This window comes from Paenibacillus sp. FSL R5-0912 (assembly GCF_000758605.1).
Classification (GTDB): Bacteria; Bacillota; Bacilli; order Paenibacillales; family Paenibacillaceae; genus Paenibacillus_AQ.
Genome location: NZ_CP009282.1, coordinates 7,118,518 through 7,132,614, shown reverse-complemented (window position 1 = coordinate 7,132,614; position 14,097 = coordinate 7,118,518). Strand labels below are relative to the sequence as shown.

Below are 14,097 nucleotides of genomic sequence, written 5' to 3'. Positions count from 1 at the left end.
GAATCGTAGAGTAAAACAGGGGTAAGCCTGTTTGGATCTTATCTTATATACAAACCTATATAAGATGAACTGGATTGAAATAAGAGGGGTAGAAGGATCGAAAGGGAATTTTGGAACTGTAGGAGCGTTAGCGTCCGCCTTTGTCTCCGGATATTGTCCGCTACAGCGGTATATTCAAAGATATCTGGAGACAACAGCGGCCGGAAGTCCAAATATTCTCTGCAGTGACGTCCAAAACCCGATTATGAGATTGCAGTTGATCTTATAACCTCCCCCACAACGAAAGGAAGTTAAACCCCCATGGCAAAAGAAAAAATCGTACTCGCCTATTCCGGCGGATTGGATACCTCAGTCATTCTGAAATGGCTGAAAGAAACGTATGACGCGGAGATTATTGCTTTTACAGCCGATATCGGCCAAAAGGAAGAGCTGGACGGCCTGGAGGAAAAAGCGCTGGCGACCGGCGCCTCCAAAGTCTACATTGATGATCTGCGCGACGAATTCGCGAATGATTTCATCTACCCGATGTTCCAGTCGGGTGCGCTTTATGAAGGCCAATACCTGCTGGGTACAAGCATTGCCCGTCCGCTGATCGCTAAGCGGATGGTGGACATCGCCATCGCCGAAGGCGCAACTGCCATTGCTCACGGGGCAACCGGTAAAGGGAATGACCAGGTGCGTTTCGAATTAAACGCCGCTGCCTTGTCACCAAGCATCAAAGTAATTGCACCTTGGCGTCTGGAAGAGTTCCGCAACCAGTTCCCGGGACGTGCGGAAATGATCGCTTATGCTGAAGCCAATGGCATTCCGGTGCAAGCATCAGCAGCCAAGCCGTACTCGATGGACCGCAACCTGTTACATATCAGCTATGAGAGCGGCGTGCTGGAGGATCCTTGGTTTGATCCAAGCGCACCGGAGAACAAAGAAATGTTCCTGCTGTCGAATGCGCCGGAGGATGCTCCGGATGAAGCGGAATATCTGGAGCTGGACTTCCTGAAGGGCGATTGCGTAGCGCTGAACGGCGAACCGTTATCCCCGCTGCAAGTCATGGAGAAGCTGAATGAGCTTGGCGGTAAGCATGGCATCGGACGTGTGGATATGGTGGAGAATCGTTTCGTCGGCATGAAGAGCCGCGGCGTGTACGAAACACCGGGCGGAACGATCCTGTTCACCGCTCACCGCAAAATGGAGTCGATCACCATGGACCGTGAAGTCATGAATCTGCGCGACAGTCTGATCACCCGTTACAGCACGCTTGTGTACAACGGCTTCTGGTTTGCTCCTGAACGGCTTGCCTTGCAGGCTCTGGTGAAGGAAAGCCAGAAGAACGTAACCGGTACTGTACGCGTCAAGCTGTACAAGGGCAACATCATCGGAGCCGGTGTGAAGAGTCCGGTCAGCCTGTACAACCCGGATATCGCTACTATGGAAGCAGATCCTACACAGGCATATGACCAGGGAGATGCAACTGGCTTTATCCGTCTGAATGCTCTGCGCCTGAAGGTATCGGCCGGCGTAGCAGAGTCCAACAAGTAGCAGCATATAGCCGCTTAGCGGTTTTTCAAAATATAAGAATGTATACAGCATCACACAATATAAGCGGACAGAAGAAGGCCGTTCCTCCCATCCGGACAGGGGCGGCCCTTCTAACGTCAATCGAGGAGGAAACAACAGGTGAGCAAGCTGTGGGGCGGACGTTTTACCAAAGGAACGAACAAGCTGGTGGAGGAGTATACGGCTTCCATCGGATTCGACAAGGCACTTGCGGAAGAGGATGTGCAGGGCAGTCTGGCGCATGTCACGATGCTGGGCAAATGCGGGATTCTGCCGCAGGATGATGTGGAGACGATCAAGAACGGACTGAATAAGGTACTGGATAAGGTGCGTGCGGGAGAGATTGTGTTCTCCGTAGCCGATGAAGATATTCATATGAATATTGAAAAGAATCTGATCGAGGAGATCGGCCCGGTAGGCGGTAAGCTACACACTGGCCGCAGCCGTAACGATCAGGTGGCGACGGATATGCATCTCTACTTGCGTAACCGCGTAGTAGAGCTGGTGGCTCTCCTGCATGAGCTGCAGGAAGCGCTGATCGGGCAAGCCAAGGACAATGTGGAGACCATTGTACCGGGCTACACCCATCTGCAGCGCGCTCAGCCAATTCTGTTCGCGCATCATCTGCTGGCTTATGTGTCCATGTTCCGCCGCGATGCGGAGCGCCTGACCGACAGCTACAAGCGGATCAACGTGCTGCCGCTGGGTGCAGGGGCGCTGGCGGGAACAACGTTCCCGATTGACCGCCACTTCGTGGCCGAGCAGCTGGGCTTCGACAGCGTCTATGAGAACAGCCTGGACGCTGTCAGCGACCGTGATTTCATTGTTGAGTTCCTGGCCAATGCAGCGCTGGTGATGACTCACCTGTCCCGGCTCAGCGAAGAGCTGGTGCTGTGGAGCAGCACGGAATTCAGCTTCGTGGAGCTGGACGATGCCTTCTGCACCGGCAGCAGCATCATGCCGCAGAAGAAGAACCCGGATGTGCCGGAGCTTGTACGCGGCAAGACAGGCCGTGTCTACGGCAACCTGATCGGGCTGCTGACCGTCCTCAAATCGCTGCCGCTGGCCTATAACAAGGATATGCAGGAAGACAAGGAAGGCATGTTCGATACTGTAGCCACCTTGACAGGAGCATTGCAGCTGTTCGCGCCGATGATCTCCACGATGAAGGTGAACAAGGCGCGGATGCGCGAAGCCGTAAATACCGATTTCTCCAACGCGACCGATATCGCTGACTTCCTGGTGGGCAAGGGTTTGCCTTTCCGCCAGGCGCATGAGGTTATAGGCAAGACCGTATTGTACTGCATTAACGAAGGCAAGTTCCTGCTGGATCTGACGCTGGAGGAATTCAAGCAGTTCTCGCCGCTGTTCGATGACCAGATCTACGCTGTACTGCAGCCGGAGGCTGTTGTGAACGCCCGTAACGTATACGGCGGCACAGCCACTGTTCAGGTGCAAGCAGCGATTGAACGGGCCGAGGCAGCTCTGCTGGCGGCTAACGAATGGGTTGTGCAGCATGGGGATGCTGCACAATAAGAAGCAGCTAAGCTGGCAGCGGATATAACTGAATCAACAAGTGGAAACGGCTGTGCTGTCCTTTAATAAGGACGGTATTGCTTCAGCGAGAAAGATAAGGAGCATTATTGTGCAAAGCATATAAATTCTTATCTTTTCAAAAAGACTGTCCTCTACCGCATCGATAGGATGCGGGAGGACAGTCTTTTTTTGCAGAAAATGAAGTTATAATTCACATGCGTGGCGGGTACCCGCTTACAAGTCAGCGGACTTTGCTTTGCCGAGTGGCAGCCAGTTCAGTACATCACGGATCTTGGTATCCCAATATCCCCATTCATGCTCGCCCGGCCCTTCCTCGTAAGTCAGTGACAGCTTGGTCTTGGAGCAGGCCTTACGGAAAGTCTGATTGTCCTCATAGAGGAAATCCCCGGTGCCGCAGCACTGATAGAGAAGGGGCTTCGGCCCTTTGGAGCGGTCCACTTCCTTCAGCAGCCACAGCAGGTCTTCAGGCGTGCCTGCAATGTCCTTGTCTCCAAAAATCTGCATATACTCCTTCGTCTTCTGCGATTTATCTTCCCAGTTCATGAAATGATGGGCCATATCCAGGGCACCGGACAGACTCGCGGCAGCGGCAAAGGTCTCCGGCTTGCGCAGTCCCAGCTTCATCGCTCCATAACCGCCCATCGACAGTCCGGCCACGAAGTTATCCTCGCGTTTCGCTGACAACGGGAAGAACGAACGGGCCAGCGCCGGCAGCTCCTCACTGATAAATGTCCAATACTGTCCGCCCGCCGCCATGTCGGTGTAGAAGCTGCGGTGGACCTGAGGCATAACAACGGCAATGCCCATCTGCGCGACATAACGCTCTATCGAGGTCCGGCGCAGCCAGATCGAATCATCATCGGACAAGCCGTGCAGCAAGTAAAGCGTAGGGTGAAGGTTCCCCCGTGACACATTACTCATTCCGATCTGTGTAGTAGTCTGCTGCGGCAGAATCACGGTCATCGAGGTGTTCAGCCCCAGCACTTCCGAATAAAACTTGCATTCGATTAAAGCCATTTGCATATCCCCTTTCAGCCCAAATAATAGCACAGCCGCTAAACGATATAAATTGTAGAAATCTCTAGATTTATTCCTTGCAAGCATTGCTGGTGCCGGAGTTGAAAGAATATAATGGAAGTAGGTAGAAAGATTCAGAGAGACGGAGAAGGGTGCAGGACTCAAGACCGATGATTGAATCCAATAGAGCATAGGGAGCGAACAGGATGTCTTGGAGAGACAAGTGGAACCGAAACCGTGAGCGGGGCAAGGAAGAGGGATTTACGCTGATTGAGGTGCTGGCAGCCATCGTGATTTTGTCGATAGTTTCTCTGGTGCTAACCTCCTACTTCACCAACGCGCTGTCCTATTCGAAATCGAACCAGAATAAGACGATCATGGTCAATCTGGCGCGTAATGCGCTCTTTTATATGGAGAAGCAGGATTTTGAGGCTATGGGCCAATACTTTAATGTAAAAGAAACTAGCCAAAGTGCTGTACACCCTGTTATTGAAGCAGAGCAGTGTAAAGATGCTTCTTGTTTATATAATAATGCGGGGTTTATCAATTCGGGGGTGCTGCCTGAAGTGCTGAATCCTTTTATCAACAATATCCAATATGAGGTAAATATAACTTATCAGGCAAAGCTGCATGAGGATATGCTGGCGGGAAAGAGCAGCAGTGGAGGGAAGGATGCCATAGACACCCGCAAACAAGAAATGGCCCCTTATCTGATTCCGGTACAAGTAAAAGTTACTGGACCGGGCGGTCCCAATGCGAATACAGTCAGCACGGTGGTGGAGGGTTATATTACCGATGAAAAAATACGTTGACCGGCTAAAGTCACAGCAGGGCTTCACGCTAATTGAGCTTATTGCCGCCATAACCTTATTTTCAATGATTGTGGGCATCATTTCTATGGTCACTATGCTTGGATTCCGCAGCTATCATAAAATAACAATCGAAAATTCTCTCAGAGATGAAGCGGATATTATTATGTCTTCAATTATAAATGAATTATATACATTTGCCCCGGAGCGGGTAGAGAGAACGAACACCAACGATGGAATTCTTCTAAAAAAGAAGAAAAGCGATACAGATCCTAGCTTTGAGGTGGTCAAGATAGCTTTCACTCAAGGGAAGCTGGTTATTGGCACCGAAACAGAGGAGCCTTCCAATGACTCCCGGACGTCAGTTAAATCAGATCTGACCGGTTCACTCATTTCCTCTGCAACGCCTGACGGCAGGTTCTGTACAAGCGCTTCTCCGTGTGGCAGCGGACTGATTGAGATTACACTCCAATTGGCACAGGAGTATGACGGCAGGGACTACACCATGGAAATGAAGAGTAAATTTGGATTCTAGGAGGATGCTGCCCATGCGTGGAGCTGGACCGTCACAGCGTCATATGAGACTTAAAGAACTGAAGGAATTCGCCAGGCGCTTCCGGGAGGAACGTGGTTCTGCCCTAGTGCTGGTTATGTTTATTGTTCTGCTTCTTACGATCTTGGGATTGAGTGTACTTACTGCAGCAGTTGGAGGCGCACAGCGTACAGAGACGCGTAAGAATGATGTGCAAAGTCTGCATTTGGCGGAGAAGACGCTGGATGAGGCGGTGGCCTATATTACGGCTCGGCTGAATCAGACCATCCAAGCTAGCATTGTGGTTAGCCAGTCAGATCTGGATAATGCAATTGATCTTTTTTTGAGGAATCTATATGATGATCAGAATATTCTGCTCGCCAGCACTGATTTATTACAGGCAGATGGAAGGAAGGCATCAGGCAAAATTACCAGTATAGACTACGAGACGAAAAAAGATCCGACGAGTGGTATGCCTGTCAGCTATCGCCTGACTTTGAACTCCCAGGCAGAGATTAATGGGGTTGTCCGAAATTTATCACAGGTAGTTGTTATTGATACTTTTCCCGATTTTCTCAACTACACACTGGGTTCTGAGCATAACCTGACTATAAATGGTTCTCCATATATTAAGGGCAATATATACGCAGGGGACACTTTAACAATCAGTGATACTGCTAATTACAGATATAAAGGAGTAGACCATACGTTTTATTCCAAGCTTTTTCAGCTTGAAGGAGAGGCGCATGTACAATCACTACAGAAGCTAATATATCAGGATCAGATTTTGGGCAACCTTACTGCAGATAAAATAACCTCAACTACTGATATGACGGGGAAGATTAAATCAGATAATGTGAAGATCAAGAATCACCGCAGCTTTGTAGAAGTGAATGTTATTTCCTCTTTTACAGATAAGGTTGCAGAGGCAATGGGTGGTCTTGCCATACGCTCGGAAATTCTCAACAATGTGGAGAAAGGAACTTTAGCCGAATATCTTATTGGAACCTATGATACAATATTTGATCATCCGGAGGTCCTACCTCCAAAGCCTGATCCGGCTGATACTACAGAAATTGGCCTGAAAGCCCAAAAGTCCTATGATGAAATAGTGAAACAACTAACCAAACCTAGCAGATCTCTTGTTTACGAAGGTGATTTAACCTTGGACGGTATTGAGCTTGAGGGAATTCAATATGCCAATAAGGATAAAAACTGGTACATCATTGACGGAAATCTGAAGATTGACAATTCTGGACGTTCTACTCCTGTGCAAGTACAAGCGAATATCCTCGTCACGGGAAAAGTAGAGATTAGAGGCAAGGTTGAATTCGATTCCACAATCTTCGCTTTGCAGCAGTCACAGTTGACAGGCAGTGATAAGGAGTACACCACTCTTGTAGAGGATGCTTCAATTCAGGGGATGAACGATAAAGAACTGGTTCTAATTTCGCAGGGCCCTATTCTAATTAACCGTTTGGCAGCCTTCACCGATGCTGCATCGGCTAAGCCATTGGAGGCCTTCTTTTATACCGATTCAGATGCTTTGCTGTATGGTGTAGGTTCTGTCTTTTCTTTAAGTGGAGGATTTTTTGCCAAAGGAGACTTGACGATTAACGCGGTACGTGGCAGTGCGACAGATGAGGATGGGAACTTCTTGGTTATTCAGAATGATAGCCAGATTCGATTTAATGCTTCCTATAACAATAAGGTATTCGCCGACCAAAAAGCGGGATTGCCCCGTGTTCAATCGATCAATATCAGTGTGGAGGAACTTAAACTGAAATAGAAAATTAGGTTGATTATCAAAAGAAGTTATAACCATGAGAAACCCCGGTTCACATCCACTGGATGCTGGCCGGGGTTTCTTCATGGAGCTGTTAAATTAGTAACGGTCTTCGTTAAGTACGTTGACCATGACTGAAGATTTGATTGAAGGATCATCTTTGAATATGACCGTAACTTTTGCAGATCCTTTAATCAAGCCTGTAATTTTGCCGTCAGAAGACACTGCTACCACTGCCGGGTTGCTGCTGCTCCATTCCAACTTGTCTATTACGTCCTTCAACTCTATATCCTCCGGGTACAACGTAAGGTACTTGGAATCACACAGGTCACGGGAGTTTTCTTTTCCCACACCAATATCGATGGATTCAATTAACTTCAGGTCAGTCAAGCGGGTTCCCACAGTTACATTGAATATTGCTTCGACGGGTTGTTCTGCTGGTGCTCCCTTCAAGGAGGCCTTCACAACCACCGGCTGGTTGATATCTGTAATCTTTAGGCCAGTCAGTTTAATATGACTACTGCTGTCCGGTTCATTCGTGAATGTTGCGTATGTGCGACCGTCGCCTACAAAGCTCCAAGCATATTCGGCCGGATCGTAAGGCAATGGTCTAATGACCCTAATCGTTAGTGAGATTGTATCGTTAACCTTCACTGAAGGTGGTCCTTCAATGACAAACTCTTGGACTGGATTGGTGAAGGTAACCGTAACTTCTCTAGGTGCAGAACCATTTGGGAAAGCTTCGGTTTTGGCGACTGCAATTAGTACGACTTGACCGGATTGGGAAGCTACTAAGGTTGCATAATCATTAAGTGATTTGGTGGAATCAAAATCCAGTACTGCACCTGCCGTATTACTGTCGGGCTTAATCGACCATTCATAACCCTTGATAGTATCATTTACGGTATTATAAGTGGCATGGTATTCGTTCGGTATGCCAACAATCCCCGTTGATGGACCAGAGATATTAAGTGCCGGTGTTATGACTTCAACCTTAGCTGTAGCTGAGAAGGCAGTTCCAACAATATCTCTAACTGTAAGTGTAATAGAGGCTTCACCCTGTGCTAATCCTGTGACTATTCCTTCTTGCGTGATTGTTGCCACGGAAGGATTGTCTGAAACCCATGTATAGGTAGGATTACTTACGTCCAAGGGAGTAATATTAGCCTGAGGCAGCATGTTCAGGCTGGTGTTAACTCGAATGGTGGCATCACTCAAAGTAACACCGGTTAATTTAACAATTGCATCAAAACTCAGAGCATCAAATTTCATTGTCACTCTAGCCAGAACCGGGGCCGGGGTAGGACTCGGTGTCGGTTCCGCGGTCGGTTCTGGTGTTGCAGTTGGCGCAGGTGTTATGACTGGCGTTGGTGTAGCTACTGTTACAGGCTGCAATGTACCGTTAAATACCCCCAACTTAAGATAACCGCCGTTATCTGTTCGCAGTGATTTCGCAATAAGTGTGCCCAGCATTTGGCCATTATCGAATTGAACGTTGGCTAAAGGAGCAAGTACCGTTGCTTTTACTGCTACACCGTTAATAGTAAGAGATGTAGCCTGAGGAAAGTTCATAATAATATGGTTATTTTGTATATTTGTTAAATCGAATCCGCCACTGATGTTTATGATTTGTCCTAAGACATTAATGACAACCGTTGAGCTTTGTGGTGCATTGATTTTGACGTTATTCAGCGTGCTGGCTGTAACGTTAAACACATTTTGTAAAGCATCGGTTCCGACAAAACTAAGATCGGTGCCTACAGTGCCATTTGCAGTTAATGAAGTGAAATCAGTAGATTGTGCTAAAAGATATTTTTCGGTTTCTTCAAAATTAATAGGAGTAGCTTTAGTCAATGAACCGGTGACTGAATTGTTAACAGTGACTGTCGAGTTGCCTCCATAAGCCACATTACCATTAACTGTAGCTCCATTGCCTCCGTTAAAGATGAAATTCCCTCCCACTACCAATGAATTACTGAGGGTACCTCCATTCCCATAAAGACTGTAGCTGGTGAATTCTACGTCTCCAGCCGCAGCGATACGTCCATCCGTATTGGTACTCCTAAGATAAACATTACCAAGAACAAATGCATTGAATTCACTACTAATACTACTTATCGAACTGAATATCTTTGATGAACTTACTGGTGCTGGGGTAGCAGTAGCAGCAACTGTAGGTGAAGCTGTTGCAGGAGCTGTTGCAGCACTGGCAGTAGCAATAGGGCTGACAGTAGCACTGGCAGTTGCTGTAGCAGCCGGCAGAGAATGCAGATCCTCAAAGCTCAAATTAGAGTTATCAAGCAGATAATGTATCTTCTCAGTAGGTACTGTAGTAACGGTGAAGCTGATCCCTGTAGTTACATCAGGCACATAAGTCAGACCATCCTCTGACAAATGATAAGTGAGATTACCGAGATTTTTGGTGATCGTGTAGCCTGATGCATCATTCCCGCTATGGGTGAGGCCTTCAGCCTCCAAATCATTGAATTTCAGATATGCCGGGAATACCTCTGAATACTGAATGTCTGAGATCACTAACTGTGTAACACCTTTGTCGCCTGCGTCTACGGTATTAACCGGAATAGGGTTAGGTTTTACACTATACGTAATGGTAAGAGGCTGTCCTCTTTCCACTGTATCAGAAGAGAGAGTGCGGCTGATAGACAGATTGGAATCTACCTTTTTGACATTAAGGGTGATAAGTTTCGTAGCAAGGGCACCTTGCTTGTCCTTTGCAGTAATCTGAATCTGCAGCTTGCCATCCTCATGCAGAGGATTATTGAAGATTTGAGTTACTGTTTCACCCGAACGGACAGTCTTCTCAAGCATTTCATCGACCTTTACGTATGTTCCCTTGTCGGTTAGCTTATTAATCTGTATTGCTGTGATCAGTTCCTTGTCCTTGAAATCAAAATCAGTAGCGGCATAGCTAACAGTCAATTTGTCTTGGTACGTTGGCTTGGTACTCATGTCCTGCGGAGTATAGACGGTAATATCAGGCGCGTGATTGGCGCCGGTGAACGCACGATACATGGTATTGACGAATAACTTCTGCTCCCACTCGGGAAACCTTGTGTTCGTGTGGCCGGTACCCGAGAATGTAATATTGCCAACTGAATAGGTGTAAAAATGGTTATAGCTGTCGTCCGTGTCACGGCTGGAACCCGAAATATTATACCAGGGAATAACATCGGCCCGCTCCAGGTTCAGCGGGAAGAACTGGTCATGGGTCGTAGCCACTGAATACCGGTTCGCGGTCATACCGGTTGTATCAAGGTTAAACGGGTATTGCGTCAGAAGCCCTTGGTTGACCGAAACTACCTTGGTAGACGGATTCACCGCGTTTCCGCCCAGATAAGTCCGGGGCAAAGCTTGACCAACCATATCGTGGAAGTAAGGGCTCCAATAGTTATAATTATTGGTACTCTCTTGGTAAGGAGCCGTTACCTCACGGAAGATAGTGTCATGTGTAAGCATCAGACTCTGTCCGGTCTCTTTAGCAAAAGCTTTAACCGCCTCTGCAGCTGCCTTGGAGAGCATTGGCGTACTGACACGGTCGTACATATCCTGGAAACCGAAGACCACCATGTCAAATTTTCCGTTCAGGCCTGAAGTTGTATCACTTGTACTGGCATGGTCGGTAATATAGGTGTTGAACCAGCTCATGTCCTTTGGAGTGATCTGCAACTCGTAATTATCGCTGGACAAATATGAAGTCTGCATATTGTTTGAATTCAACAGGTTGCTGTCTGTCTTGCCCGAAGGCATAATCTGAAGTACTTTGATGACGGGCTTTATACCCTTATAAAAGATGTTCCCTGTATCAAAGTCTTTCAGTCCGGCAATTGTGCTGATTTCCATTCTCCAATACAACGGCCCTGAGAAAGTAGACGGCAGCGTATAGCTCAATGTATCTGTTGGAGAAGTGATTTCTTTGGTAGCAACTACCGTATCTTCAGTTACGGGCAGAGAAGAGTCCACATTCATATATAATTTGACCCGCACTGATGTTTTGGGGTCTGAGATGTTATCGATCTTGATGGGGAAGACCAGTGTGTCTCCGGACTTATATACGGTAGCAGAACCCTCGCTGTAATTATCAGGTTTGTTGGTAATGGTTAGTCTAGGGCGCTGCTCAAGAGTGGATAGGTTAGACCAACTGCCATCCTTTATCGCAGCCGTAAGTGTGTTGAGTTCGTTCAGGTTCTTCAGGAAAATTACATTGGAGCGAGTAGCTGTGCGGTAGGGATTGAACGTTGCATACAGGACACCCTGAGTGTTGCTTGTAGTCTGTTGGCTGAAGGTCTCCTCGCGAAGGAAGACATTCAGGCCTTTGCTGATATAGTAGTCGGTGATCTCTTTAGCTTTGAGGAGGGTAATATCATTCTCGACCGCAGTGGTATTATGGGCAATCTTGCGATCAGCTTCGGAAGTGGATCCTGTACTATTAATCATTGTCTTGTTGAATGCCCCTTTACCGATATAGACAGCATCGTATTTGCCGTCCCAGTTATCACGCAGGGATACGAAGCGTTTCATAGTCATTGTATCAATCTTGACGTTGGCTAATCCCTGAAGACCATCGAGTTCACTCTTGGGGTATTTATCATTGGCATCCAGTGCCAAGCTTGCAGTGCTGTTTGGATCAGTGATCTCAAGAATACGGATGGTATACGAACTATCTACTACTGCATTGACTGAAAGAACAAAAGAATGGACAAACAAAGCAATTAATATAGCCGCAAATGTAGCCCCGGAAACTAGAAACCATGTTCTCCGCCGGAATAATTTCATCTAGCATCTCCCCCGTAAAGATATTAATAATCGATTGGTAGATTTATCGAAACTTTCGCTAAAATTGACCAAGTATTGGAAATCCTAATTGTAAAAATAACGGTTATATGCTATATATCATTCTAGGACAATTTACCTCTATAGGCAATCATAATATATGAAAAATTTACCTCAAATTTAAGTAATTAGAACTAGGAAACCATCGAATTTCCGGGAAAATGATTTCTGTAACACGCAAAGGACTACATATAGGAAATCGGTATGAGTTTCCAGAAGAATAGTAGCTTCGAATCCTTTTTTTGCTAGATTATGAGAGTTTTAACCGGTAAGAAAAATTAAACGGGTGAGAGCTGGAGATGAGTAACTTTGCCAATCATAAAAAAAAGACTGGGAGACTTGCTGGTAGATAACGGCATTATCTCGCAGGAGCAGTTGACCGAGGCTCTAGCCGAACAGCGCAAAACCAAACGCAAGCTTGGTGATCTGCTGATCTCGCAGGGTTATATTACCGAGCAGCAGCTAATTGAAGTATTGGAATTCCAGCTTGGCATACCTCATGTAAGCTTGTTCAAATATCAGATTGACCCGGCCATTACGCAGATTATTCCGGAGAGTATGGCCAAACGATATCAGGTGCTCCCGTTCATGAAGGAAGGCGGCAAGCTGATGGTGGCTATGGCTGATCCGTTGGACTATTTCGCCATTGAGGATTTGCGGATGAGTACAGGGTTCAGAATCGAACCTGCGATCTCCACCCGGGATGAGCTGCAGCGGGCGATTGCCCGGCATTACGGCATGCGTGATTCTATGAGCCAGATGATGGTTGAACTGCCCACCCAGGAAGAAATTGAAGAGACGGAGATTACCGATGAAGATTCGCCTATAGTCCGGCTGGTCAATCAGATGATTCAGCAGGCAGTGGCCTTGCGGGCATCCGATATCCATGTAGACCCGGGTGAGAATAACCTGTCTATCCGTTACCGGATTGACGGCACGCTGCGTACGGAACGTGTGATTCCCAAACAGATGCAGGGCTTTATTACAGCCAGACTGAAGATCATGGCGAAGCTTAACATTGCGGAGCGCAGGCTTCCGCAGGACGGGCGTATCAAGATGCAATTTGATTACAAAATGGTTGATATCCGCGTATCTTCACTGCCGACAATGCACGGGGAGAAAATTGTACTCCGGCTGCTGGATCTCAGCACAGGCGTGAAATCAGTGGACAGTCTTGGCTTCAGTGAGTCGAATGCTGCTACTTTTAGAGAAATGATTGCCAGACCGTACGGGATTTTGTTGATTACTGGGCCAACAGGGAGCGGCAAAACGACAACCTTGTACTCGGCATTGAACCAATTAAATGTGGAGAGCACAAATATTATAACGGTTGAAGATCCGGTAGAGTATCAGCTCGAAGGAGTCAATCAAGTGCATGTGAATGCTGCTGTTGGCCTTACCTTCGCAGCAGGACTGCGTTCGATTCTCCGGCAGGATCCGAATATCGTAATGGTAGGGGAGATCCGCGATACAGAAACGGCGGAGATTGCAGTCAGAGCCTCCTTAACGGGTCATCTTGTCCTGTCGACGCTGCATACCAATGATGCTATCAGCACTATATCGCGCCTCAGGGATATGGGAGTTGAGCCTTATCTTATTGCTTCTTCCCTGATAGGGGTAGTTGCCCAGCGGCTTGTGCGTAAAATATGCCCGGACTGTAAAGAAAAGTACAAGCCGTCTGAGCAGGAAGCGATCATGCTGCGGAAATACAGTCTGCCAGCAGACGTTCTCCATCGCGGACGGGGCTGCGGCAGCTGTAGCACTACAGGTTACCGTGGACGTATTGCCATTCACGAGGTGTTAACTATCGATGACCATATGCGGCAATTGATTACGGATCTGGCATCCGTCGATGAACTGAAAGTTGCCGCGCGCGAGCGCGGGCTTGTACAGCTAATGGAAGACGGCTTCCTCAAGGTTACGCAGGGAACCACGACGCTCCAAGAGGTTCTGCGGGAGACGGTATCGCAGTAAACAAGTCTTAAGTAAGC

8 protein-coding genes are annotated in these 14,097 nt (G+C 47.5%); 6 read left to right on the top strand and 2 right to left on the bottom strand.

The genetic code is table 11. The annotated features are described in order from the left end of the window. The first annotated feature begins 300 nt into the window (after window positions 1–300). On the top strand, window positions 301–1,536 hold the full coding sequence (locus R50912_RS30290; protein ID WP_039302739.1) for an argininosuccinate synthase: 1,236 nt from the start codon (window positions 301–303) through the stop codon (window positions 1,534–1,536). 138 nt (window positions 1,537–1,674) lie between these two features. Beyond that, window positions 1,675–3,090: an argininosuccinate lyase gene (gene argH, locus R50912_RS30285; protein ID WP_042240205.1), complete on the top strand. Its 1,416-nt coding sequence runs from the start codon at window positions 1,675–1,677 to the stop codon at window positions 3,088–3,090. A gap of 234 nt (window positions 3,091–3,324) precedes the next feature. Here the strand turns inward: argH and R50912_RS30280 are convergent, their stop codons facing one another. Next, a complete protein-coding gene (locus R50912_RS30280) occupies window positions 3,325–4,128 on the bottom strand; it encodes an alpha/beta hydrolase (RefSeq protein ID WP_042240201.1) in 804 nt (267 codons plus the stop codon). A gap of 206 nt (window positions 4,129–4,334) precedes the next feature. Between R50912_RS30280 and R50912_RS30275 the strand changes: the two genes are divergently transcribed. From R50912_RS30275 to R50912_RS30265, 3 genes are read left to right on the top strand one after another with little or no spacing between them, the layout of a single operon-like run. After that, window positions 4,335–4,940: a type IV pilus modification PilV family protein gene (locus R50912_RS30275; protein WP_042240198.1), complete on the top strand. Its 606-nt coding sequence runs from the start codon at window positions 4,335–4,337 to the stop codon at window positions 4,938–4,940. Next, window positions 4,924–5,472, top strand: coding sequence for a type II secretion system protein (locus R50912_RS33700; protein ID WP_052416765.1), 549 nt, complete (start codon window positions 4,924–4,926; stop codon window positions 5,470–5,472). Before R50912_RS30275 ends, R50912_RS33700 begins: the two co-directional genes overlap by 17 nt. Before the next feature lie 13 nt (window positions 5,473–5,485). Further along, complete coding sequence (locus tag R50912_RS30265; RefSeq protein ID WP_042240194.1) at window positions 5,486–7,258, top strand: hypothetical protein; 1,773 nt, start codon at window positions 5,486–5,488, stop codon at window positions 7,256–7,258. A gap of 96 nt (window positions 7,259–7,354) precedes the next feature. Here R50912_RS30265 and R50912_RS30260 read toward each other — a convergent pair whose 3' ends face one another. Then, window positions 7,355–12,049 carry a collagen-binding domain-containing protein gene (locus R50912_RS30260; RefSeq protein WP_042240191.1) on the bottom strand — a complete coding sequence of 1,565 codons (4,695 nt, stop codon included), beginning with the start codon at window positions 12,047–12,049 and terminating at the stop codon, window positions 7,355–7,357. A gap of 366 nt (window positions 12,050–12,415) precedes the next feature. Between R50912_RS30260 and R50912_RS30255 the strand changes: the two genes are divergently transcribed. After that, on the top strand, window positions 12,416–14,080 hold the full coding sequence (locus R50912_RS30255) for a GspE/PulE family protein (RefSeq protein WP_042240190.1): 1,665 nt from the start codon (window positions 12,416–12,418) through the stop codon (window positions 14,078–14,080). Window positions 14,081–14,097: the final 17 nt, after the last annotated feature.